Source organism: Streptomyces sp. NPDC028419 (assembly GCF_055565515.1).
Genome location: NZ_JBVHUE010000040.1, coordinates 22,952 through 46,642, shown reverse-complemented (window position 1 = coordinate 46,642; position 23,691 = coordinate 22,952). Strand labels below are relative to the sequence as shown.

Sequence of the window (23,691 nt, the reverse complement as noted above, 5' to 3'; positions counted from 1 at the left end):
CTCACACCCACGTCCGTGGACGGAAACGGTTTGCCCGTTCCACCAGTTCGATCCTCTCCTCGCCCCGCTGCGCCAGACGGGCCAGGACCCGGTAGGAGCGTTCCAGGCCGAAGCGCAGCCCCCGCTCGTCCAGTTGGCTGCCGAGCAGCGAGGTCCGGCCGGGGTCAGGACCCCGGCTACCCGACAGTACCCAGTCGAGCGCCGAGCCCAGAACCTCCGCCGTCAGCACCTCGTAGCGCACGGCGTCCAGACCGAACCGTCGCAGCGCCTCCACCTGCCCGGAGGCCGCCCGCAGATCGTCCAGGAGCGGCTCCTCGGGGGAGCGGTCGCGCAAGCGTGCCCGTACGGCCGCCACCCGCGCGGCCGTGTAGTGGATGGACGACTCCGGTACGGATTCCAGCGTGCGCACGGCCGCGACCCGGTCCCCGGCGGCCAGCTGGACCCGGGCCAGCCCGAAGGCCGCGCTCACGAAGCCCGGGTCGGTGACCCAGACCAGGCTGTAGTACTCGGCGGCATTGTCCAACTGGCCCAGCACCTCCGCGCACAGGCCCAGCGCCAGCTTCGGCGCGGGCTCGCCGGGGAAGGCGTCGTAGATCGCGTCGAAGGACAGCGCTGCTATTTCGTCGTCCCCGGTGGCCAGGGAGGCGATCCCGCGCGCCCACACCACCCGCCAGTCGTCGGGGTGGTGGACCTCCAGCTCGGTCAGGGTCTCTCCCGCCACGGCGAGTTCGCCCAGCTCCAGGTGGGCCCGCAGCGCGCGCAGCCGCAGCTCGGCGGAGTCGGCGGGCGCCGCCCCCAGCGCCCCGAGCAGGTCGGCGGGCGCCGACGCCAGCAGCGCGGCCAGGAAGCCGGCATTGGGGTCGGCCGGGTCCACCAGCGGCACCGGCAGGGCCAGCGCGGTGCCCCGGGCGTCCAGCCCGGCGAGCGCCGCGGATCCGGGCACCCCGGCGGGGTACGCCCGTACGGCGGGCGGGGCCGGGAGCGGGGCGGCCCGCGGCGCCGGAACGGACGCCCCGACCGGATCCGGTCGCGCGGCGACCCCGAGGGTGCCCGGGCCGCCCGTCATGTGCGTGGCCGTCGTCGCCAGCGCGGGCACCGGGGTGGCGCCCGTGACGGGCACCACGGAACCCACGACGGACACCGCGGCGGCCGGGGCGGTCGCCGTCACGGCGGACACCGCGCCGTGGGCGCTGCCCGAGCCCACGGCCGGGGTGGGCGCCGGGCGGCGCCGGCCGAACAGTGCGCCGCGCCGCGAGGTCACGTCCCGCGCGCCCAGCCGGGACACCTCGGCCCCGGCCTCCTCGGCGAACAACAGGGTGTCGGTGACCCGCAACTCCGGCCCGAACAGGGTGGACAGCTGCGGTCGCGGCCTGCCCGTCTGGAGCGCGACCACCTCCCGCAGCACGCCCGTCAGCTGGTCGGCCATCTCCTGCGCCGAGGCGAACCGCCGCCCCGGATCCGGGTCGGTGGCCCGCACCAGCAGGCGGTAGAAGGACTCATAGCGCCGGAAGACCTCGATGTGGTCGGGGTCCGGCAGGCTGTCCGCGAAGACGTTCGTGTAGCCCTGGAAGTCGAAGGTCAGCACCGCCAGCGTGCGCGCGACGGTGTAGAGGTCGGAGGCCACCGAGGGCCCCAGCTCGGCGACTTCGGGCGCCTGGTAGCCGACCGTGCCGTAGATCGCCGATTCCTCGTCGTCCATCCGGCGGACCGCGCCCATGTCGATCAGCTTGAGCTGGTCGGCCTGCTGGATCGCGTTGTCGACCTTGAAGTCGCAGTACAGGAGGTTGCGGCTGTGTAGGTGACCGAGTGCCTCCAGCGCCTCGATGCCGTACGCGCAGGCCTGCTCGACCGGCAGCGGGTCGCGCCGCCCGTCCGCCCGGCGCCGCTCGTTGGCGATCTCCTTGAGGGACTTGCCGCCGACGTACTCCATCACGATGTAGCCGTCCAGCGAGCCGGTCCGCTGGTCGAGGTGCTCGACGAAGTTGTAGATCCGTACGATGTTGGAGTGCTCGATCTCCGCGAGGAAGCGCCGCTCCGAGATGGCCGCGGCCATCGCGTCCTGGTCCCCGGTGTCCAGCAGGCCCTTGAGGACCACCCAGCGGTCCGAGACCGCCCGGTCCACGGCGAGGTACACCCAGCCGAGGCCGCCGTGCGCCAGGCAGCCCGCCACCTCGTACTGGCCGTGCACCACGTCGCCCGAGGCCAGCTTGGGCACGAAGGAGTAGGGGTGCCCGCACTTGGTGCAGAACCCCTCGGTCCGGCCCGGCCGGTCGCCGCGCGCCCGACCGACCGGGGCCCCGCAATCCGACTTCGAGCAGAACCGCTTGCGCTCCGGCACCTCCGGGTTCTCCAGCACCGCGGCCGAGGGATCGGGGCGCGGCACCTCCGGTACGGACACCAGCCCGGCGCCGAGCCGCCCGCGGCCCGAGGGCCCGGACGCCGAGCCCGAACTGCGCACCGACACCGAGCGGCTGGACGCGGCGGTCCCGGACAGGGCGCGCGAGAGCCGCCCCGAGACCGAACGCCGGGAGGACGAGGAGCGCGAGGACCGCGCGGAGCGGGCCGAGCCGGAACCGCGCGCCGAGGGCTGCGAGCCCTGGGAGCCGCGCGCTCCGGCGCCCCGCGCCGCGCTGGTCATCCCGGTGGGCGGCGACACCAGCTCACCGGCTCCGGCCGACGCGCCCGCGGGCGACGTGGCTCCGGCCGGCGCGGCGCTCGGCAGCGGCGCCAGTCCGCAGGTGTCGCAGTACAGCTCCCCGCCGCCCATGTCCTCGTACGTGCCCGGGCAGCCGGGCCGGCCGCACGGAGTCCCGATCAGGCTCATGCGTCCTCCTTCCCCGGCCCGACGGGCCGGTCCTGCTGCGGCACCAATGACTCGGCGGCGACCTGCTGGTAGCGCAGGACGGCCTGCTCGGCGGCCCGTAGGTCGCAGGGCGCGCTCCACAGCATCCGCCGGGCCGCGTCGTACCGCTCAACGAGCAAGGGGTCTCCCGCCGTTCCGTGCCGGGTCATCTTCGCCCGGTACGCGTCCAGCCTGCCCCGCAGTTCGGCCCGCACCGCCAGCGGTGCGGTCACGGCTGTCAACGACGCCCGGGCCCGCTGCAGTTCCTCCTCGGCCCGGGCCTCCAGGGACTCCAGCAGGGGGGAGAGCCGGTGCCACTGGGACTGGCGCCGGTACTCGGCGGCCGCCGCGAGCTGTTCCTGGAGCACGGTCGGCGGTCCGCTGACCGCCGGCACCTCGGAGGCCGCGATCTTCGCCAGCACCTCGCCGCGCGCGGTCCGCGCCTCCGACAGCGTCCGGTCGGCCCGCGACAGCACGTCGCGCAGGCTGATCAGCCGCTGCTCGGCGTCCTGCCGCACGGTCAGCACCGCCTCCACCTCGCGGCGTACGTCCTCCAGCGCGCGCGCCGCCCGGTCGTAGCGGGCGGTGTCCGGTCGCCCGCCACCGGGCGCCGAACTGCCCTGGGTGGGCGTCCAGAAGGCCAGCGGGTCCTCGATGACCTGGGCGCGCAGCTCCGCCAGCTCGGCGGTGATCGCTTCCAGTTCGTCGCCCGAGGGGTGTGCGCCCGGGCGGACGCCGACGGAGTGCGCCAGCGAGCGCGTGCGGTGCAGCTCGGCGGCGAGCAGGTCTATCCGGGCGGGCAGCGCCGACCACACCGCGTCGGCGGCCACCACCATGTCCAGCGACGACGCGTACAGCTCGTTCATCCGGGCGACCAGCTCGGCGAGCGAGAAGCGCTCGGCCAGCTGGGCACCCTCCACCGCGCCGCCCGCGATCATCACCCCGGCGCCGCGCAGCCGCTCGGTCAGCTCGACCAGGTCCTCGCGGCTCGGCCAGCGGCGCCGCTCGCGCAGCTCCCGGGCAGCGCTGAGCGCCCCGCTGTAGGCGTCGAAGTAGGTCCACAGGCGGGTGATGGCGGCGTCGGCGGCGGCCCACCGCTCGCGGGTGATCCCGACCAGGGCGGCGCCCTCCAGCAGTCGGCGCCCGGCGTGGTCCTGGAGGGCGAGCAGCGAGGTCTCGACGGCCTCGTGCTCCGCGTCGAGCCGGGTCAGCGCGCGGTCGACGTCGTCCCGGTCCATCACCGCGGACCCGGCTCCTTCTGTTTCCGCCACGGCGCTCAGCCGTCCCGGTACTTGGGCGTCGGCGGGCCGGGGATGCCGGGCAGTACGGATTCCAGGTGGGTGCGGTAGGCCTTGACCCACTGGCTGCCGTCACCGCCCGCCCGGTAGTTCTCCAGCACCTTGTTGATCCGGCGCACCAGATCGGTCGCGTCCTTGTTCATCGCGACGCCGTAGAACTCCTTGGTGAAGGGCGAGCCGACCAGCTTGATCGTCGGGTCCTGCGCGGCCTGGCCGGCCGCGAGCGCGTTGTCCGTGATGATGCCGTCGACCTCGCCCAGCTGGAGCCGGACCAGGCAGTCCAGCTGGTTGGGGACCGTGACCGACACCGATCCGAAGCTGCTCTCCTTGAGCTTGCTCTCGGCGATGGAACCGGCCGCCGTGCAGATCTTGCGGCCCTTGAGGGAGCCGTCGTAGCCCGTGATGGGCGAGCCCTTGGGCGCGAGCACCTGCTGGCCCGCTTCGAAGTACGCGGTGGAGAAGGCGACGTCCTTGAGCCGGGCGCAGTTGATCGTCATGGTCCGCACGACGATGTCGACCCGGCCCTCCACCAGCGCCGGTATGCGCTGACTGGTCGGGATCGCCCGGTATATGACCGCGTTCTCGTCGCCCAGGATGTCCTTCGCTATCGCCTTCACCAGGGCGATGTCGAAGCCGTCGAGCTTGCCGTCGACCGGATTGCGGTAGCCCCAGCGGAAGCTGTTCTGGTCGACACCGGCGACGAGCTTGCCCGCCGCCTTGATCCGGGCGATGGCCGCTCCGTCCACCCCCGCCGGCCGCAGGCTGGCCTCCGGGTCCTGGCAGGTCTCCTCCACGCCGGGGGCGGCCGGTGCCACCGCGGGCGCGGCGACGCCCTGGTGGACCGTGCCGGTGCGGCCCGGCTCCGGGGCCGCCAGGGCCAGCGGCAGCAGGACGGCGGCCGCCGTCACCGCGCAGGCGGCGGCCATGGCGCTCACCCCGCCCCAGCCGCGCAGCCGCCGCGGGACCTGCCCGCCGCCGTCGCCTCGCTCCACCCGCAGCCCTCGCATCCGCATCACCTGTACTCCGAAAGCCTGCGCCCGATGCCGAGCAGCGCGGCCGCCGCTCCGAGGACCGCCAGGGCCGCCCCGCCCGTGACCAGGCCGCCCAGGGCGCCGAGCCCGGCGCGGGCGGCCCGGGTGAACTCCTGCTGTTCGTGCGCGATGGCCTGCTCCAGGGAGGCGTCCACCGTGTCGAAGGACGCCCCGCTGCTGTCCTTGCCCCCGATGACCTGGGGCAGCGCGAGGTCGTAGTCGCCCTTGTTGTCGGTCTCCCGGGCGGCCGCGTGCCGCTGCTTCCACTGGGTCACGCCCTCGACGGCGTGCGCGACGGGCGTCCGGCCGCTCGTGTCGTCGGCGAGCCGCGCGGCCTCGGCGAGGCCCGCGTCGAGGTCCTTCATGTTCTTGGAGAAGTCGACGTCGTACTTGTCGGACTTCTTGTCGTCGGCGAGGACGGCGCCCCGCGCGATCAGCGTCAGGTTCTCATTGGCCCGCGCCTGGAGCGAGGAGATCCGGGCGTCATTGAGCACCTTGAGCGACTCCTGCCCGCCCGAGCGGGCCTCGCTCAGCTCGGTCCGGGCCACCGTGTGCCCCACGGCCAGCCACAGGAGCACCACCGTGGACGCGGCGGTCGCCGCCAGCAGCCCGTGGTTGAAGACGCGGTGCGTGCGCCGGTAGTTGCGCCGCTGGGCCCAGACCAGGGCCCCGATGGCGAGCAGGCCCGTACCGAAGGAGCCCACGGGGAACGCGCGGGCGTCGTCGTAGTCCTGGTAGAGCCGGTCCGTCTCCGCCCGGTAGAGCCGCTGCGCGGCGGGCAGCAGCTGGGTGCTCATCTGCTCGTTGGCGTAGCGCAGGTAGGCCCCGCCGAGCGGGAGCCCCTGCCGGTTGGTGGCCCGGGCCTGCTCTATCAGGCCGGTGTAGCGGGGCAACTGCTCGCCGAGCAGCGCGATCTCCTTGCGGGACTCCTCGTCGCCGCCGGTGTTCGCCGCCGCGTTGACCAGGAGCCGGGAGGCGTTGGCGATGTCCTTCTCGTAGCGCTCGCGGACCTCGCGCGGCTCCTGGCCGCCGGCGAGGAACCCGCTGGAGCTCGCCGTGTCCGCGTCGGCCAGCGAGCGGTAGATGCTCGCGGCGTCCGCGCTGAGCGGCTGGCTGCGGCCGACCACGTCGTCGGCGGCGCCCGACCGGTCGGAGATCTCCCAGACCGTCACCACGCCGAAGAGGAGCACCAGCGCGGCCAGGGCCGCCCCGATGATCCGCAGCCGCCCGGGCTCGGTGGTCGCCGCGTCCCGCAGCCGCTCCACGCCCTCCGCCCACGCGCTGCGCCGCCCCGGCAGCGCCGGGTCGCCGCCGGCGGGCCCGACGGGGCCGGGCGTGGTCGTGGGCGCGGACGCGGGTGCGCGCGATGTGATGGCCACCGTGACCTCCCCCTCGGTCGTGGACTGCTCGGGAGCAGTATGGCCGTACTGACGGCTCAGCACAGCACCCGGTGCTGGATCTTGAAGTGATGTGCCCCCCGGCACCCCTTCACCGTCAATACGTTCCTACGGCCGCCACAGTTCCAGACATGACCCGGCTCGGGGCGGGTTCACCCGAAATGGGCACGGAGTTTTCCGTACGCGGCAGCCGGCGCACCGATCGCGTCCAGCCCCAGCAGCCCCGCGCCCAGCACCGGCGGCGCGGTCACCACCGACACCCGGGCCAGCGGGGCCCGTTCGGCGAGACCCGCCCCGACCCGGTCGTTGAGCCGGGCGTGCCCGGCCGCCAGGACGCTGCCGCCCAGGAGTACGGGCGCCTCCTCTTCCAGCAGGTCGAGCCGCTCCAGCGCCACCGCGGCCAGGGCCACGACCTCGTCCGCCTGCCGCTCCACCAGCGCGCGCGCCACCGGGTCACCGGCCCCGGCCACCGCGAAGAGCACCGGCACCAGCTCGTGCGTGCGCTCCGGCGCGATCGCGCCCAGGTGCACGGCCTCGATCAGCTCGGTCATCGACGCCAGCTCGAAGTGCTCCGGCAGGGCCGCGGCCAGCGCGGTCGGACCGCCCCGCCCGTCCTCGGCCCGGGCCGCCCACCACATCGCCTCGGCGGCGAGGCCGCCCCCGCCGCCCCAGTCGCCGGAGAGCTGGCCCAGCGCCGGGAAGCGGGCGGTGCGCCCGTCGGGGCGCATGCCCACGCAGTTGATCCCGGCGCCGCAGACCACGGCGACCCCCAGCGGCGGCCCGCTGCCCACCAGACCGGCCCGCAGGATGGCGAAGGTGTCGTTGCGGACCTCGACGGTGCGCCCCCACCCCCGTGCCCGCAGTCCCTCGGTCAGCGCCTCCTCCTCGACCGGGAGGTCCGCGCCCGCCAGACAGGCCGACACGTGGGCGACCCCGTCCACGGAAGCAGAACCAGAACCGGAACCGGAACCAGAACCGGAACCCGCCAGGTGGGCCGAGCCCACCGGCAGGCCCAGGGCCCGGGCCTTCGCCCGGGCCTCCTCCAGGGCCGGGGCGATCGCGTCGAAGGCCGCCGCGACGCCGACCGCCTGCGGGCGGAAGCCCGGCCCGCGCGCGGTGACGAGCACCGACCCGTCCGCGTCGACGAGGGCGAGGTCCGTCTTGCTGTTGCCCGCGTCGACGGCCAGCAGCACGGTGCCCCTCACGCCCATGCCAGGTGCTCCTTGTTGTGCGCGAGGAGCCGGTCGGTCAGTTGCTCGGCCAGGTCGAACTGCCCGACCAGCGGGTGCGCGAGCAGCGCCTTGGCCACGCGCTCGCGACCGCCGCGCACCGCGGCGTCCAGCGCGAGGTCCTCGTAGGCCGTGACGTGCGCGATCAGCCCCGCGTAGAGCGGGTCCAGCCGGGGCACGGCCAGCGGCACCGGGCCGGAGCGGTCGACCCGCGCCTGCACCTCGATGACGGCGTCGTCCGCGAGGAAGGGCAGGGTGCCGTTGTTCAGCGTGTTCACCACCTGCACGGGGCTGCCGCCGTCGCCGAGCAGCGCCGCCGCCAGGTCCACCGCGGCCTCCGAGTAGAAGGCTCCGCCCCGCTTCGCCAGCAGCGCCGGCTTCTCGTCGAGCGCGGGATCGCCGTACATCGCCAGCAGTTCCCGCTCCATCGCGGCCACCTCGGCGGCCCGCGAAGGCTTCTCGCCCAGCTCCCGGACCACCTCGTCGTGCGTGTAGAAGTACTTCAGGTAGTACGAGGGCACGACGCCGAGCCGGTCCAGGACCGCGCGCGGCAGCCGCAGGTCGGCGGCGACCGCGTCCCCGTGCTCCGCGAGCAGCCGCGGCAGCAGGTCCTCCCCGTCGGGGCCGCCGCGGCGCACCCCGAGCTCCCAGGTGAGGTGGTTCAGGCCGACGTGGTCCAGGTGCAGCTCACCGGGGGGCACGTCGAGCAGCGAGGCGAACTGCCGCTGGAGGGTGATCGCGACGTTGCACAGGCCGACCGCCTTGTGCCCCGCCTGGAGCAGGGCGCGCGTGACGATCCCGACGGGATTGGTGAAGTCGATGATCCAGGCGTTCGGGTTGGTGCGCCGGACCCGCTCGGCGATGTCGAGGACGACCGGAACCGTGCGCAGCGCCTTGGCGAGCCCGCCCGCGCCGGTGGTTTCCTGGCCCACGCAGCCGCACTCCAGCGGCCAGGTCTCGTCCTGCTGCCGGGCCGCCTGTCCGCCCACGCGCAGCTGGAGCAGGACGGCGTCGGCGTCCGCGACCCCGGCGTCCAGGTCGGAGGTCGTGGTGATCGACCCGGGGTGGCCCTGGCGGGCGAAGATCCGCCGCGCCAGCCCGCCGACGAGCTCCAGCCGGTCGGCCGCGGGGTCGATCAGCACCAGCTCGCTGATCGGCAGGGTGTCGCGCAACCGGGCGAAGCCGTCGATCAGTTCGGGGGTGTAAGTGGAACCGCCACCCACTACTGCGAGTTTCATGTTTCCTAGCCTTTCACTCCGGTCAGGGTGACGCCCTCGACGAACGCCTTCTGGGCGAAGAAGAAGAGGACGATCACCGGGGCCATGACCAGCACGGTCGCGGCCATGGTCAGGTTCCAGTTGGTGTGGTGCGCGCCCTTGAAGGACTCCAGCCCGTAACTGAGCGTCCAGGCGGCCGGATTGTCGGAGGCGTAGATCTGCGGGCCGAAGTAGTCGTTCCACGCGGCGAAGAACTGGAACAGCGCGACGGCGGCGATGCCGGGCTTGGCCATGGGCAGGACGACCCGCAGCAGCGTCCGCAGCTCCCCGCAGCCGTCGACCCGCGCCGCGTCCAGGTACTCGTCCGGGATGGTCAGCAGGAACTGGCGGAGCAGGAAGATGGAGAAGGCGTCCCCGAAGGCCATCGGGATGATCAGCGGCCACAAGGTCCCGGACAGGTCGAGCTGCTTGGCCCAGAAGAGGTACATCGGGATGACCACCACCTGTGGCGGCAGCATCATCATCGAGATCACCAGCAGCAGCGAGAGCCGCCGGCCGCGGAAGCGGAACTTGGCGAGGGCGTAGGCGACGGGCACCGAGGACACCACGGTCAGCAGCGTGCCGAGCCCGGCGTACAGCAGGGTGTTGCGCCACCACAGGAGGAACCCGGGGGTGTGCCACACCTTCGCGTAGTTGCCCCACTCCCAGGTGTGCGGCCACAGGTCGCGGGTGAGCGCCTGCTGGTTGCTCATCACCGAGGTGAGGAAGAGGAAGACGAAGGGGAGGACGAAGAAGAGCGCGGCGGCCACCCCGAGGGAGTGGACCGCGACCCAGTGCAGCACCTCGTCGCGGCGGTGGCGGGCCGTCGCCGGACCGGTCGCCGCGGCGGGCGGGGCCGTCTTCGGGGGCACGGTCGTGCCGGTGGTCACGGCCATCTCAGTCACCGCTTCCGATCAGTCCGCCACGGCGCCGCATCAGGAGCGCGGTGAAGGCCATGGACAGGGCGAAGAGGACGAGCGCGATCACACAGGCGGTGCCGTAGTCGAAGCGCTGGAATCCGAGGTTGTAGACGAGCTGGGGCAGGGTCAGCGTGGACTTTTCCGGGTAGCCGGGCTCGAACTGCTGGCCCGAGCCGCCGATCACCCCGGCCGCCACCTTCCCCGCGATCATCGGCTGCGTGTAGTACTGCATGGCCTGGATGACCCCGGTGACCACCGCGAAGAGGATGATCGGGGAGATGTTCGGCAGGGTGATGTGCCGGAACCGCGCCCAGGACCCGGCCCCGTCCAGCTCCGCGGCCTCGTACTGCTCCCTCGGTACGTCGAGCAGCGCGGCCATGAAGATCACCATCAGGTCGCCCACCCCCCACAGCGCCAGCGCGGTCAGCGCGGGCTTGGACCAGTCGGCGTCGGTGAACCAGCCCGGCGCGGGCAGCCCGACGGCCTCCAGCATCGTGTTGACCGGCCCGGTACCGGGATTGAGCAGGAAGACGAAGCCGAGGGTCGCGGCGACCGGCGGGGCCAGGTAGGGCAGGTAGAAGAGGGTGCGGAAGATCCCGACCCCCGTCTTGATCTTCGTGATGAGCAGGCCGACGCCCAGGCCGAAGGCCACCCGGCAGGCCACCATGATCACGACCAGCCACAGCGTGTTGCGCATCGCCGGCCAGAACATGGGGGACTTGGTGAACACGTACGACCAGTTGGCCAGGCCGTTGAAGACCGGCGGGCGGAAGCCGTCGTACTGCATGAAGGAGAAGTACACGGTGGACAGCAGCGGGTAGGCGAAGAAGACCGCGAACCCGATCAGCCACGGGGACATGAAGGCCGCGGTCCGCAGCGCGGAGCGGCGCCGCTTCGCGCGCGGGGTGAAGGTCGTCATGGCCTACTCGGCCTTCGCGATGTCCGTGTCGATCTGCTGGTCGGTCTTGGCGAGCCCGGCCTGGAGGTCGGACACGGCGCCCTTCTCGACCCCGTACGCGAAGTCCGCGAAGGTCAGCTGGTAGGTGCCGCCGTCGGCCTGGGCCGGGGTGGTGTTCGACTTCGCGTGCTTGGCGATGTCGATGAAGGTCTTGAACTCCGGCGTGACCTGGAGCTTGGGCGAGTCCAGGGCGGCGAGCGTGGAGGGGATGTTGTGGATGTCGTTGGAGAAGGCCACCACCGCGTCGGTGTCGGTGGTCATGTACTTCACCAGCTCCCAGGCGGCGGTCTGCTTGGGGCTCTTGGCGGCGATGCCCATGACGGTGCCGGACAGGTAGCCCTTGCCGTAGTCGGCCAGCTGGTCGTCCGGCACGGGCAGCGGCGCGGTGGCGATCTCGAACTTCGCCCCGGCCGCCTTCGCCATGGCGGCCCGCCACTCGCCGTCGATCTGCATGGCGACCAGGCCCTTGTGGAAGGGGTGTTCGGGACTCCACTCGTCACCGAAGGTCGTGCGGAACTTCTCCAGCTTGTCGTAGCCGCCCAGTTTGGCGACCAGGTCCTTCTGCGCGTTCAGCATCTTCGTGAAGGCGGGGTCCTTGGCCAGGTTCGACTTCCCGTCGGCGCCGAAGTACGTCGGGCTCCACTGCGCGGCCAGCCGCATCGGGGTGGTCTCGTACCCGTGGAAGGTGGGCATCAGGCCGAGCTGTTCGTAGCTGTCGCCGCTCTGCTTGGTGAGCGTCTGCGCGTCCGCGACGAACTGGCTCCAGGTCTTGGGCGGTTCGGTGATCCCGGCGGCGGTGAAGGCGGTCTTGTTGTACACGAGGCCGTAGGCGTCGTTGAGCAGCGGCAGCGTGCACTGGTTGCCCTTGAACTGGGTGTACTCCAGCAGGGTCTTGGGGAAGATCTTCGTCTTGTCGAGGCCCGACTTCGCGAGGAAGGGGTTCAGGTCCGCGAAGGCCTGCGAGGTGCAGAACTTGCCGACGCTGTCGGTGCTGAAGGACGACACGACGTCCGGGGCCTTGCTGCCGCCCGCCCGCAGCGCCTGGTTGATCTTCTCGTCGGTCATGTTGCCGGTGACCTTGACCTTGATCTTGGGGTGCGCCTTCTCGAACCGCTCGATGTTGGCCTCGATGGCCTTGACCTCGCGGGGCTCCACCCAGCCGTGCCAGAAGTTGAGGGTCACCTCTTTGTTCGGGTCGTCGGAGGAGCCGGCGCCGCTCTGCCCGGTACACCCGGTGGCGAGGGCGGATATCGCGGTGAGTGCGGCCGCGAGGGTGGTGAGGCGGCGGGTGCGTCCGGGCATGGCGGTGTCTCTCTCTGCGCGGGGAACGTCCGGTCGGGGTCCAGCGGGAGATGCGGGAGGTGCGGGGAGGTGCGGGGAGGTGCGGGTCGTGCGGGAGGAGCGGGCGGTGCGGCAGGTGGGGCGGGTGCGGCAGGTGGGGCGGGCGGGTGGATCAGCGGGAGGTGTCGAACACCTCGTCGCGGGTGGCGGCGAGCGCGCTCTCCAGCGCGCCGCGCAGCACGGGCCGCGTGCGCACCTCGCCGGTGACCAGCCGGGGCCGGGACGGGGCGAGGTCGGCGAGCTCGGTCTCGATCAGTTCGCGCAGCGGGTCCCCGCCCGCGGTGGTCACGGCACCGGAGAGCACCACGATCTCCGGGTCCAGTACGGAGACCAGGGAGGCGAGACCGGTGGCGAGCGCCAAGGCGTACGCCTCCAGCAGCCGCAGGTGCGCTCCCACGGGGTCGGCCGCGGCCCGCTCCAGCAGCTCCACCGCGCTGGCCACCTCGGCGGCGTGCCCCGGCGTGCCCGGCGCGGGCGGCTCCGTCCACGGCATCTCCAGGCCCAGCCCGGCGGCCAGCGCGGGCAGCACCTCCACGCCGGCCAGCTCCTGGTAGCCCCCGGAGTTCTCCCGGGTCACATGGCGCACCAGGGGCCGTCCGGGCACCGGCAGGTAGCCGACCTCGCCCGCGCCGCCGGTCCAGCCGCGGTGCAGCCGTCCGGCGATCACCAGGGCGGCGCCGAGGCCCTCCTCGTTCCACAGCAGGACGAAGTCCTCGTGGCCGCGGGCCGCGCCGAGGCGCTGCTCGGCGATGGCGGCGAGGTTCACGTCGTTCTCGTACTCGACGGGCATGGGCAGCGCCGCCGCCAGCTCCTCCAGGAGGGTGGGGGAGTGCCAGCCGGGCAGGTGGTCGGCGTAGCGCAGGACCCCCGTGCGCGGGTCGAAGGAGCCGGGGGAGGCGATGACCAGGCGGTGGACGTCGCCGCGCTGGAGCCCGGCGGCCTTGACGGCGTCGCCGAGCGCCTGGGTGACCTGGTCCACCACGGGGGTGCCCGGGCCCGGGTTGGGCAGCTCGCAGCTGCCCACGACCTCACCGGTGAGGTCGGCGACGGCGGCGACGATGCGGCCCGGGGTGACGTCGAGCCCGGCGGCGTAGGCCGCTCGCGCGTTGATCGCGTACAGCTGGGCGTTGGGTCCGGGGCGTCCGGTGGCGGTGCCGGTGGCGACGACCAGTCCGCGGGCCTCCAGTCGGGCCAGCAGTTGGGAGGCGGTGGGCTTGGAGAGGCCGGTGAGCCGGCCGATCCGGGTCCGCGACAGGGGGCCGTGGGCCAGCAGCAGGTCCAGTGCGGCGCGGTCGTTCATCGCGCGCAGCAGGCTGGGGGTTCCGGGGGTGGTGCTGGCCATGGGGTGTTCTCTCCCTGACGCAGGTGTGAACTGTTAGGTAAGTTTCCTATCAGCTGTCGGCCCATGTCAATGGCGGTGCGACAACGACGCTGCCCCCGCGGGGAACGACCTGCGGGGGCAGCGGCGGGCGCGATGGCGGGAAGGCCGCGCGAGCTGCGCGGACCGTGGCGCCTACTTGGTGATGCGGGGCATTCCCGGTCCGACGGGCGGCGGGATGGGGGTGGTGGCCATCGACTGGGGCGAGGCCGGGTTCGCCAGCGCGGAGGGTGCGGCGACGGCGGCCGACGGGTCCGCGGCCTCCTCCTCGTCCGCCGCGGCCGGCAATCCACCGACGATCCCGATGCCCGCGTCGTCGAAGGCCTCCTTGATCCGCCAGCGCAGCTCGCGCTCCACCGAGAACTGCTGGCCGGGCATGGTCTTCGCCGCGACCTTGACGGTCATCGACGCGAGGAGCACCTCGTCCAGGCCCAGCACCTCCACCGGGCCCCAGAGCCGCTCGTCCCACGGCGTCTCCTTCGCCATGGCCTCCGCGACGCCCCGGATCGCCTCGCGGATCCGGCCCATGCTCTCGGACGGCTTGACCTGGATGTCCACGCTCGCCGTCGACCAGCCCTGGCTGAGGTTGCCGATGCGCTTGATCTCGCCGTTGCGGACGTACCAGATCTCGCCGTTGTCCCCGCGCAGCTTGGTGACCCGCAGGCCCACCTCGACGACCTCGCCGGAGGCCACGCCCGCGTCGATCTTGTCCCCGACGCCGTACTGGTCCTCAAGGATCATGAACACGCCGGAGAGGAAGTCCGTCACCAGGTTCCGGGCGCCGAAACCGATCGCCACACCGGCCACACCGGCGCTCGCCAGCAGCGGGCCGAGGTTGATGTCGAGGGCGCCGAGCACCATCAGCCCCGCCGTGCCCAGGATCAGGAAGGACGCCACCGAGCGCAGCACCGACCCGATCGCCTCGGAGCGCTGGCGCCGGCGCTCGGCGTTGACCAGCAGCCCGCCCAGGGCCGTGCCCTCGACGGCCTCCGCACCGCGGTTCATCCGGCCTATGAGCTTGGTCAGCGACTTGCGGACCACCGAGCGCAGCGCCGCCGCTATCACGATGATCAGCAGGATCTTCAGGCCGAGGAACAGCCAGTCGGCCCAGTTGTCCTGGATGAAACCGGCGGCGTTGTTGACGCTCTGGGTTGCTTCCTCGGTGTTGCGGGGCACGACGGGTGCGTCGTCGGCCAGCGGATGCGGGGCGGCGGGCCAGGGCACGGCAGGAACCTCCAGGCGTAGCGGTCTGCCCGGCGAGGACACCCCCGGACGGGGTCCGGAGCGGATGCGCGGGCAGACCAACCACACTAACGGGGCAAGGCCCGTGACCCCGTTGCCGTGTTCCGGGGAGAGAGGGGACTCACGTCGCGGCGGCGGCGTCGTGCGGTCGGTGTGTCGCCGACGTGCCACCGATGCGCTGCCGATGTGGGCGAAAACACCTCCGACCCGTTACGGGCGCGTGGTGGCGCTTCGACCAGCGGTGAGGAGAGACTGGAAGGCAGATCGTCCCGGCGCGAGCCACGCGCCGCCGGCGTACAAGGAGGCAGTCCGTGCCGCACGTCCTGGTCCTCAATGCGTCGTACGAGCCCCTCGGCGTCGTACCGCTCCGCCGTGCGCTGGTCCTCGTCCTGGAGAACAAAGCGGTCTCCCTGGAGGAATCCGGCGCCTTCCTGCACAGCTCGACGAGGGTCGTCCCCGCGCCCAGCGTGGTCAGGCTCAAGCGATTTGTGCGGGTCCCCTACCGGGGGCCCGTTCCACTCACCCGGCGCGCGCTCTTCGCCCGTGACGGCGGGCGCTGCATGTACTGCGGGGCCGTCGCCACCAGCGTCGACCACGTCATCCCGCGCAGCCGGGGCGGTCAGCACGCCTGGGACAACGTCGTCGCCGCGTGCCGCCGCTGCAACCACGTCAAGGCCGACCGGCACCTGCTGGAACTGGGCTGGCGGCTGCGCCACCAGCCCGCCCCGCCGTCGGGGCTGGCCTGGCGGATCATCGGCACCGGGCACCGGGACCCGTGCTGGATGCCCTACCTCCAGCCGTACGGGGCCGCCGACGCGCTCGACCGCATCGGCGTGGCCGCGACCGACCCGTCCCGCATCGGCGCGGCGGTGTCCTGACCCCGGCGGCGGACCCGGCGGCAGGTGCGGTCCCCCCGCCGGGAGCCGCTGGGGGGCGTGCGGTGCGGGTCGCGCGCCCGTCCGGGCTCCAGTGCGCCGGGTCGCGGAGGCTCGGGTTCCGCCGGAGGCGGGCGTTCTGGTGGGGAACGCCGGGAATGCGGCACGGCCGGATGGGTAGGGCTGCGGTGTTCCCCGTAACGGGTCCCGCCCGCGCGTCGTCAGCCATGCGAGGAGTACCGCCGTGAACGCCCGCCCCGCCCACCAGCCCGCCCGCCCCGCCCGCTCCAGACCCGCCGCCGCCACGGCCGTCGTGCCCCTGCTCGCCCACCTGCCCCGGCGGCTCTCCGTGACCGAGGGCGCCACCTCCGGCCCGCTGACCAGCGAGTCCCCGCTCGCCGACACCGCCCACGCGCCGCTCACCAGCGAACCGCCGCTCACCGACGAGGCTCCGCTGACCAGCGAGCCGACCACCCCCGCGGCCGCCGCGGGTTAGCCGAGGGATACGCATGGACCTGGCCCGGCTCGCCGCCCACCACGGGGTCGCCACCTCCTACCACCCCTCCGAGGGCGTGACGGTCCAGGTGCCGGAGCGGACGGTCGTGGCCGTGCTCGGGCTGCTGGGCGTCGAGGCCGGGACCCCGCGGGAGGTACGGGGCTCGCTCGCGCGCGCCGAGCGGGAGGCGGCGGAGCGGCTGCTACCGGTCACCCTCGTGCACTGGGCGGGCGCCGAGCCCCCCGCCGCCCTCGCCGCGCTGCCGCCGGGCACCGAGGTCCGGCTGGTACCGGAGGCGCGGGAGGGGACGGCGGGCGAGCCGCTGGTCTGGGAGACCGGGCCGCGGGGGCCGCTCCCGGCCGCCGGGCTGCCGCTGGGGGTGCACCGGATCACCGTGACCCGGCCCGACGGGCGGACCGGCGCGGCCACCTTGATCGTGGCCCCGGACCGGGCGCCGGCCGCGCCGGAGCGCGCCCACGGGCTGCTGGTGCAGCTCTATTCGCTGCTGTCCGAGGACTCCTGGGGCATGGGCGACCTCGGGGACCTCGCGCGGCTCGCGCGCTGGGCCGCGCGCACCCACGGCGCCGGCTTCGTCCAGGTCAACCCGCTGCACGCGGCGGTCCCCGGCACGCCGACCGACCCCTCGCCCTACCGCCCCTCCTCGCGCCGCTTCCCCGACCCGGTGCACCTGCGGATCGAGGACCTCCCCGAGTACGCCGCCTGCCCGGACCGGGTGGCCCTGGCCGAGCTGGCCGCGCGGGGCGCGGGGCTGCGCCACCTGGTGCTGGAGAAGGACGCCCTGATCGACCGGGACGCGGTGTGGGCCCTCAAGCGGGCCGCCCTGGAGCTGTTGTACGCCGTCCCGCGCGAGGCGGACCGCGAAGCCGCCCTGGAGCGGTTCCGCGCGGAGGGCGGGCCCGCGCTGGCCCGGCACGCCGAGTGGTGCGCACTGGCGGAGCGGTACGGGGCCGACCCCGCGGCCTGGCCCGCGGACGCCTCGGCCGGGCCCGCGGAACTCGCCTTCCACGGCTGGCTGGCCTGGCTGACCGACGCCCAGCTGACCGCCGCCCAGCGCGGGGCGCGGGAGGCGGGGATGTCGGTGGGCATCGTCCACGACCTCGCGGTCGGGGCGCACCCCGAGGGCGCCGACGTGCGGGCCGCGCCCGGTACGTACGCCACCGGTGCCTGCGTGGGGGCCCCGCCCGACGCGTTCAACGCGCGCGGGCAGGACTGGGGGCTGCCGCCCTGGCGCCCCGACCGGCTCGCCGCCTCGGGCTACGCGCCCCTGCGCGACCTGCTGCGCGGGGTGTTCCGCTATGCCGGGGCGCTGCGGATCGACCACGTGATGGGCCTGTTCCGGCTCTGGTGGATCCCCCGGGACACCCCGCCCGCGGAGGGCACGTACGTCTCGTACGACGGCGAGGCCATGCTCGCGGTCCTGGTGCTGGAGGCCCACCGGGCCGGGGCGCTGGTCGTCGGCGAGGACCTCGGCACCGTGGAACCGGGGGTCCGCGAGGCCCTCGCCCGGCGCGGGGTGCTCGGCACCTCGGTGCTGTGGTTCGAGCGGGACTGGGCGGGCGGCGCTGCCCCGCTGCCCCCGGCGCACTGGCGCGCCGACTGTCTGGCCACCGCCACCACCCACGATCTGCCGCCCACCGCCGCCAAACTGGCGGGGGCTCACGTCGAACTGCGCGACCGGCTGGGCCTGCTGACCCGTCCGGCCGAGCTGGAACGGGCCGAGGACGCGGCGGACACGCAGGAGTGGCTGGCGGTGCTGGACCGGCTCGGTCTGGACACCAAGGGCGAGGAGGCCGCCGTACGGGCCCTGTACGGCTTCCTGCTGCGCACCCCGGCCCGGTTGGTCGGCGTGTGGCTGCCGGACGCGGTGGGCGACCGGCGGCCGCAGAACCTGCCGGGGACCTGGGACCAGTACCCCAATTGGCGGCTGCCGGTGGCCGACGGGAGCGGACGGCCGCTCACGCTGGAGCGGATCGCCGCCTCGCCCCGGGCGAACGCCCTGTTGAGCGCGGTGCGGGAGGGCGCGCACCCCCGTACGGCACCCCCGGGCGCGCGCGCTGTTTAGGTGTTCGCTACGTTTGCACCGTGGACAAGAAGAACGCTCTGCGCGCCGGCGCTGTCACGGCCGGAACGACGCTGATGATGCTGCTGATGACGTCTCCCGCGCTCGCGCTGACCCGCGACGACGGTGACGACCCGGGCAAGGGCCTGAGCATTGCCGAGACGCTCGGCCTGTTCGTGGCCGCGCCGATCGTGCTGTTCCTGGTCATCGCGGGCCTCGTGATGGTCGGCGACAAGTCGGGCAAGACGCAGGAACAGTAAGTAGGGCCGAGGCGGGTCCGACCCCGAGGGGTCCGACCCCACGTGGCTTCCGGGGCGCCGGAGGTCCACAGCCCGGTACGTGACGCGTGACGCGTGACGTACCGGTGGCACTGTGGACCTCCGGCGCCCTTTCGGCGTTCCCTCAGAGGTCGCTGTTCCCTCAGAGGCCGCCGAGCAGTTTGCGCAGCAGGGCGGTGAGGACGGCGACCTCGTCGTCGTCCAGGCCCGCCAGGCCCGCGCGCTGGCCTTCCAGCCCCGCCGTGACCGCCTCGTCGATGAGGGCGAGGCCGCGCTCGGTGATCGTCACCTGCAGCCCCCGCCGGTCGTGCGGATCGGGGCTGCGGCGCAGCAGCCCGGCCTTCTCCAGCTTGTCCAGCCGCCCGGTCATGCCGCCCGTGGTGAGCATGAGCGTGGCCGAGAGCTGGCGCGGCGAGAGGGTGTAGGGCTCGCCGGACCGGCGCAGGGTGGCGACGACGTCGAACTCCCCGCGGGAGATGCCGTAGCGGGCGTAGGTCCGGTCCATGGCGTCGCTCATCGCCTTGCTGATCCGGTAGATCCGGCCGAAGACGGCCATGGGGGTCACGTCCAGGTCCGGGCGGACCGCGTTCCACTGGGCGGCTATCGCGTCGACCGCGTCCTTTTCGCTCATGCGTCGAAGTATCCCGAGTCTCCTCAGTAGATCGCAAGGAAGTTGCTTGACGGAAAGTAGCTTAGGAGTAAGCTACTTCCTAACAACCTACTTGGGGGAGCGGACGTGTCGACGAAGCGGCGGGTGGCGGTGGAGCGGGTCACCGGGGAGCGGGAACTGCTCGTGGCGGCGGGGATCAACGCCGTCGGGATCGGCATGTACATACCGTTCACGCTGGTCTTCTTCCGGCACGTCACCGGGCTCTCCTTCGCCGCCGTCGGCATGGTGCTCACCGTCACCGGCCTCGCGGGGCTGGCGCTGATGCCGCTCGCGGGCACGGCCGTCGACCGCTTCGGCGCCAAGCCGGTCGTCCTGGTCCTCTACGGGATCCGGACGCTCGGCTTCCTCGCCTACCCCTTCGCGACCTCGCTGTCCGCCTTCGCGGTCGTCGCCCTGTTCACTGCCCTCGCCGACCGCTCCTTCGCCCTCGTCCAGCAGTCGCTGATCGGCGAGGTGGCGCGCGGCGCGGCCCGGGACCGCCTCCAGGCCTCCCTGCGGGCCCTGCAGAACGCCGGGATGGGCGCCGGAGCGATGATCGTCTCCGGCGTGCTGGCCCTGTGGGGCACGGGCGGGTTCTCCTGGACCGCCGGGGCCAACGCCCTCGCCTTCGCGGCGGCCGGACTGCTCGTCAGCCGGGTCCGCCCGGTGCGCGACCCGGGCGCGGCGTCCGAGCGGTCCGCGGGGGCCGGGCGCCCGGCCGCCGGGTACCGGATGGTGCTGCGGGACCGCCCCTTCCTCGGCCTGGCCGCCGCCAACTTCCTGACCGCCCTCGGATACTCCGCCCTCTCCGTCCTCTTCCCGCTGTACATCGCCACCTGGCTGCGCGGCCCCGACTCGCTCACCGGCGCCGCCTTCACCCTCAACACCGTGCTGTGCGCCGGGGCGGGCGTCCTGATAGCGAGCCGGGTGCGGCGCTCCGGTGCCCGTCGGACCCGCTCCGCAGCCCTCGGGTCGCTGCTCTTCGCCGCCGCCTTCGTCGGCCAGATCGTGCTCGGGACCGTGCGCCCCGGCTCGACCGGCCTGCTGATCGCCCTCATGGCGATCGTGGTCGTCTACACCGTGGGCGAGCTGATCCACAGCCCCTCCGGCGGCGCCCTGTCGGTCTCCGCCGCCCCCGAGGCGGTGCGCGGCCGCTACCTCGCCACCTACCAGCTGTCCTACTCCCTCGCCGGCGCGCTGGCGCCGTCCCTCTTCACCGCGCTGCTGAGCGTCGACGGCCGACTGCCGTGGGCCGTGCTCGCCGTCGCCTCGGTCGGCGCCGCCGCGGCCCTGGTCCGGCTGGAGCGCCACCTGCCCGACGAGGCCGTCCACGCCGAGCCCCCGGTCCCCGTCGCCGCCCCGGCGCCGGTCGCCGCCTGAACCCCCGCCGCCCGTACGTCACCTGAGGAGTCCGCCATGAAGCGCCTCGCCACCGTCGCCCTGACCGCCCTCGCCCCGATCTCCTGGGGTTCCACCTACGCCGTCGCCACCGAGCTGCTGCCCCCCGACCGGCCCCTGTTCACGGGGGTGATGCGGGCCCTGCCCGCCGGGCTGATGCTCATAGCCGCCGCCCGGATCCTGCCCAAGGGCGCCTGGTGGTGGAAGTCCGCGGTGCTGGGCGCCCTGAACATCGGCGCCTTCTTCCCGCTGCTGTTCCTCGCCGCCTACCGGCTGCCGGGCGGGGTCGCCGCCGTCCTCGGCTCGCTCGGCCCGCTCGTGGTCATCGGGCTCGCCGGGCTGCTGCTGGGCGAGAAGGCCGGTACGAAGTCACTGCTCGCCGCGATCGTGGGGGCCCTCGGGGTCAGCATGGTCGTACTCAAGGCCGGGGCCGCGCTCGACCTGGTCGGCGTACTCGCCGGCATCGGCTCCGCCGCCTCGATGGCGGCCGGAACGGTCATGACCAAGCGCTGGGGCCGCCCCGAGGGCGTGGGCCCGCTGGCCCTGACCGGCTGGCAGCTGACCGCGGGCGGGCTGCTGCTCCTGCCCGTCGCCGCCCTGGTCGAGGGGGCCCCGCCGGCCCTCGACGGCAAGGCCTTCCTCGGCTACGGCTACATGATGCTGATCAACACGGGGATCGCGTACTGGCTCTGGTTCCGCGGGATCGGCCGGCTCACCGCGACCTCCGTGACCCTGCTCGGCCCGCTCTCGCCGCTCACCGCCGCCGTCATCGGCTGGGCCGCGCTGGGCCAGGCGCTCACCCCCGTCCAGGTGGCCGGGATGACGATCGCCTTCGCGGCGACGCTCGTGGGCCAGCTGCCGGGCCGCACCCGCACCCGCACTCCGCTCGAAACGTTCATGATTACTGAACAGAACGATCGAAACATTTCGATGGACCTGGTCAATGGGCAGGTGCGACGGTAGCACCGGAAACCACCCGCACCCGACCCCAGGGGGAGACACACAGTGGCCGTCATGGACCGCGTCCGTACCGCTTCGAAGGCACAGCAGGGCAGCGCGAAGAAGGGCGTCGCCGGGCTCGGTGTGCTCCTCGCCCTGATCGCCACGGTCGTCTGGTCCGGCAGCTTCGTCGCCACCCGGGACATGGCGGACTCCGTCCCGCCCGTCCAGGCCGTCTTCTGGCGCTGGATCATCGCGATCCTCGCCGTCGCCCCCTTCGCCGCCCGGCAGGCCTGGCGGCAGCGGGCCCTGATCCGCCGCCACTTCGGCTACATCGCGCTCGCCTCGCTGCTCGGCATAGCGATGTACAACACCCTGGTCCACCAGGCCGGGCTCACCACCCCCGCCGGCACCATGGGCATGATCATGGCGGCCTCGCCGGTCGTCATGGCCGTCTACTCCCGCCTCGGCGGCGAGAAGCTGGGCCCGCGCCGCACCGGCGGCATGCTGCTCGCCGCCTTCGGCGTGCTGCTCCTCGTCGGCCACGGCTCGTTGGGCTTCGACTTCGCCGCCGGCGACCTGTGGATGTTCGCCGCCGCCCTGTCCTTCGCCTCCTACAGCGCCCTGCTGCGCCGCAAGCCCGCCGAGATCGGCGGCCCCGCCTTCCTGCTGACCACCTTCGTCCTCGGCGCCCTGATGCTCGCCCCGCTCTACGCGGTCTCGGTCCACGTGCGGGGCGGCTTCGAGGTCGCCCCCGCTACGGTCGGCCCGCTGCTCTATGTCGGGGTCTTCTCCTCCGCCGTCGCCTTCTTCGCCTGGAACAAGGCCGTCTCGCTGATCGGCGCGGCCCGCGCGGGCGTCGTCTACTACCTCCAGCCGGTCTGCGTCGCCGTCCTCGGCTTCCTCCTCATCGGCGAACGGACCGGCCCGACCGAGCTGCTGTGCATGGCGCTGATCCTGGGCGGTGTGACCCTGGGTGCCCGCCGGTAGGTTCGGTCCCATGCACGACTGGGACATCAAGAAGCTGCGGATCCTGCGGACCCTCGCCGAACGGGGGACCGTGACCGCGACGGCCGAGGCGCTGAACATGACGCCCTCGGCCGTTTCGCAGCAGCTGACCAACCTCGCCAAGCAGCTCGGCGTGGGACTGCTGGAGGCGCAGGGGCGCCGGGTCCGGCTCACCGACGCCGCGCACCTGGTCCTGCGGCACACCGAGGCGGTCTTCGCCCAGCTGGAACGGGCCGACGCGGAACTGGCCGGCTACCTGGCCGGTGAGGCGGGCGAGGTGCGGGTCGGCGCCTTCTCCACCGCCGTCCCCGCGCTCGTGGTCCCGGCCGTCGCCGCGCTGCGGCGCAGCCATCCGGGGATCGAGGTGCGGGTGCGGGAGGCGGAGGCCGCGGAGGCGTACGAGCTGCTCTCCGCCGGGTCGGTGGACCTGGCGCTGTCCCTGGCGGCCCACGCGCCGACCGCCCGCGACCCGCGGTTCACCCGGATCCCGCTCTTCGCGGACCCGCTGGACGTGGCGCTCCCGGCGGAACACCCGCTGGCCGGGGCGGCGGGGTTGCGGCTCGCGGATCTCTCGGGCGAGCGGTGGATCTTCGGGGGCAGCGGGCCCTGGTCGGAGATCACCCGGGCCGCGTGCGAGGCGGCGGGGTTCGTGCCGGAGCAGGCGCACTCGGCCGCCGGGTGGACGGCGATCCTGGCCATGGTGGAGGCGGGGATGGGGGTGGCGTTGGTGCCGCGGATGGCGGTGACGCGGAGGGGGTACGGGGTCGCGGTGCGGGTGCTGGAGGCCGATCGGCCTGCCCGGCACGTGATCGCCGCCCTCCGCCGCGGAGCCGAAGCCGCCCCCGCCGTGGCCCGCGTCCTCACCGCCCTCCGCGAAGCGGCCCCCTAACGCAGGCGGGCCCACATCTACCCCGCCCCGAGCTCCGCCCGACCCCGCGCCTCAAACGCCGGCGGGGCTATATCTAGCCCGCCCGGCGTTTGAGGGCCCGCCGGAGGCAATATCGGTGGGCGGGCTCGGCTGATCGTCGCGGGCTCTGCCCGGACCCGCGCCTCAAACGCCGGCGGGGCTGTATGTA

20 protein-coding genes are annotated in these 23,691 nt (G+C 73.6%); 8 read left to right on the top strand and 12 right to left on the bottom strand.

The window, feature by feature from the left end:
- Position 1 precedes the first annotated feature (1 nt).
- The 11 genes from ACZ4UB_RS34010 to ACZ4UB_RS33960 all read right to left on the bottom strand — a co-directional run bounded on the left by ACZ4UB_RS34010 (position 2) and on the right by ACZ4UB_RS33960 (position 14,847).
- The gene (locus ACZ4UB_RS34010) at positions 2 to 2,824 is read right to left on the bottom strand and encodes a serine/threonine-protein kinase (RefSeq protein ID WP_468076283.1); all 2,823 of its coding nucleotides are present in this window, start codon (positions 2,822 to 2,824) and stop codon (positions 2 to 4) included.
- Positions 2,821 to 4,080, bottom strand: coding sequence for a hypothetical protein (locus ACZ4UB_RS34005; protein WP_468076281.1), 1,260 nt, complete (start codon positions 4,078 to 4,080; stop codon positions 2,821 to 2,823). The genes ACZ4UB_RS34010 and ACZ4UB_RS34005 overlap by 4 nt, the downstream gene beginning before the upstream one ends.
- A 38-nt stretch (positions 4,081 to 4,118) precedes the next feature.
- Positions 4,119 to 5,153, bottom strand: coding sequence for a glutamate ABC transporter substrate-binding protein (locus ACZ4UB_RS34000; protein WP_468076279.1), 1,035 nt, complete (start codon positions 5,151 to 5,153; stop codon positions 4,119 to 4,121).
- Positions 5,153 to 6,550, bottom strand: a complete 1,398-nt coding sequence (locus tag ACZ4UB_RS33995; RefSeq protein ID WP_468076277.1) for a hypothetical protein — start codon at positions 6,548 to 6,550, stop codon at positions 5,153 to 5,155. The genes ACZ4UB_RS34000 and ACZ4UB_RS33995 overlap by 1 nt, the downstream gene beginning before the upstream one ends.
- A gap of 170 nt (positions 6,551 to 6,720) precedes the next feature.
- Complete coding sequence (locus ACZ4UB_RS33990; RefSeq protein ID WP_468076275.1) at positions 6,721 to 7,779, bottom strand: N-acetylglucosamine kinase; 1,059 nt, start codon at positions 7,777 to 7,779, stop codon at positions 6,721 to 6,723.
- Entirely contained in the window at positions 7,770 to 9,035 is a 1,266-nt protein-coding gene (locus ACZ4UB_RS33985) for a 6-phospho-beta-glucosidase (RefSeq protein WP_354380294.1), read from the bottom strand. The genes ACZ4UB_RS33990 and ACZ4UB_RS33985 overlap by 10 nt, the downstream gene beginning before the upstream one ends.
- A gap of 5 nt (positions 9,036 to 9,040) precedes the next feature.
- Positions 9,041 to 9,949 carry a carbohydrate ABC transporter permease gene (locus ACZ4UB_RS33980; protein WP_468076273.1) on the bottom strand — a complete coding sequence of 303 codons (909 nt, stop codon included), beginning with the start codon at positions 9,947 to 9,949 and terminating at the stop codon, positions 9,041 to 9,043.
- A gap of 1 nt (position 9,950) precedes the next feature.
- Positions 9,951 to 10,892: a carbohydrate ABC transporter permease gene (locus ACZ4UB_RS33975; RefSeq protein ID WP_468076271.1), complete on the bottom strand. Its 942-nt coding sequence runs from the start codon at positions 10,890 to 10,892 to the stop codon at positions 9,951 to 9,953.
- Between the two features lie 3 nt (positions 10,893 to 10,895).
- On the bottom strand, positions 10,896 to 12,233 hold the full coding sequence (locus ACZ4UB_RS33970; protein ID WP_354380292.1) for an extracellular solute-binding protein: 1,338 nt from the start codon (positions 12,231 to 12,233) through the stop codon (positions 10,896 to 10,898).
- A 151-nt stretch (positions 12,234 to 12,384) separates the two neighbouring features.
- A complete protein-coding gene (locus ACZ4UB_RS33965) occupies positions 12,385 to 13,614 on the bottom strand; it encodes an ROK family transcriptional regulator (RefSeq protein ID WP_468076268.1) in 1,230 nt (409 codons plus the stop codon).
- A gap of 171 nt (positions 13,615 to 13,785) precedes the next feature.
- On the bottom strand, positions 13,786 to 14,847 hold the full coding sequence (locus ACZ4UB_RS33960; protein WP_468076328.1) for a mechanosensitive ion channel family protein: 1,062 nt from the start codon (positions 14,845 to 14,847) through the stop codon (positions 13,786 to 13,788).
- A gap of 356 nt (positions 14,848 to 15,203) precedes the next feature.
- On the opposite strand from ACZ4UB_RS33960, the gene ACZ4UB_RS33955 reads away from it, so the two are divergent.
- From ACZ4UB_RS33955 to ACZ4UB_RS33940, 4 genes are all read left to right on the top strand, one after another.
- Positions 15,204 to 15,770, top strand: coding sequence for an HNH endonuclease (locus ACZ4UB_RS33955; protein ID WP_468076266.1), 567 nt, complete (start codon positions 15,204 to 15,206; stop codon positions 15,768 to 15,770).
- Between the two features lie 310 nt (positions 15,771 to 16,080).
- Positions 16,081 to 16,263 (top strand): hypothetical protein, encoded by a 183-nt coding sequence (locus tag ACZ4UB_RS33950; protein ID WP_468076326.1) that lies wholly within the window; start codon positions 16,081 to 16,083, stop codon positions 16,261 to 16,263.
- A gap of 13 nt (positions 16,264 to 16,276) precedes the next feature.
- Positions 16,277 to 18,346 carry a 4-alpha-glucanotransferase gene (locus ACZ4UB_RS33945; RefSeq protein WP_468076264.1) on the top strand — a complete coding sequence of 690 codons (2,070 nt, stop codon included), beginning with the start codon at positions 16,277 to 16,279 and terminating at the stop codon, positions 18,344 to 18,346.
- A 20-nt stretch (positions 18,347 to 18,366) separates the two neighbouring features.
- Positions 18,367 to 18,603, top strand: coding sequence for a hypothetical protein (locus ACZ4UB_RS33940; RefSeq protein ID WP_354380288.1), 237 nt, complete (start codon positions 18,367 to 18,369; stop codon positions 18,601 to 18,603).
- Between the two features lie 160 nt (positions 18,604 to 18,763).
- On the opposite strand, the gene ACZ4UB_RS33935 is transcribed toward ACZ4UB_RS33940, so the two are convergent.
- Entirely contained in the window at positions 18,764 to 19,252 is a 489-nt protein-coding gene (locus ACZ4UB_RS33935) for a MarR family winged helix-turn-helix transcriptional regulator (protein ID WP_468076262.1), read from the bottom strand.
- Between the two features lie 105 nt (positions 19,253 to 19,357).
- Here ACZ4UB_RS33935 and ACZ4UB_RS33930 point away from each other — a divergent pair, with 105 nt between their 5' ends.
- From ACZ4UB_RS33930 to ACZ4UB_RS33915, 4 genes are read left to right on the top strand one after another with little or no spacing between them, the layout of a single operon-like run.
- Positions 19,358 to 20,650, top strand: a complete 1,293-nt coding sequence (locus ACZ4UB_RS33930; RefSeq protein WP_468076260.1) for an MFS transporter — start codon at positions 19,358 to 19,360, stop codon at positions 20,648 to 20,650.
- A 36-nt stretch (positions 20,651 to 20,686) separates the two neighbouring features.
- A complete protein-coding gene (locus ACZ4UB_RS33925) occupies positions 20,687 to 21,631 on the top strand; it encodes an EamA family transporter (protein WP_468076258.1) in 945 nt (314 codons plus the stop codon).
- A 42-nt stretch (positions 21,632 to 21,673) separates the two neighbouring features.
- Positions 21,674 to 22,597: a DMT family transporter gene (locus ACZ4UB_RS33920; RefSeq protein ID WP_468076256.1), complete on the top strand. Its 924-nt coding sequence runs from the start codon at positions 21,674 to 21,676 to the stop codon at positions 22,595 to 22,597.
- Positions 22,598 to 22,607: 10 nt separating this feature from the next.
- Positions 22,608 to 23,504, top strand: coding sequence for a LysR family transcriptional regulator (locus ACZ4UB_RS33915; protein WP_468076254.1), 897 nt, complete (start codon positions 22,608 to 22,610; stop codon positions 23,502 to 23,504).
- Positions 23,505 to 23,691 lie beyond the last annotated feature (187 nt).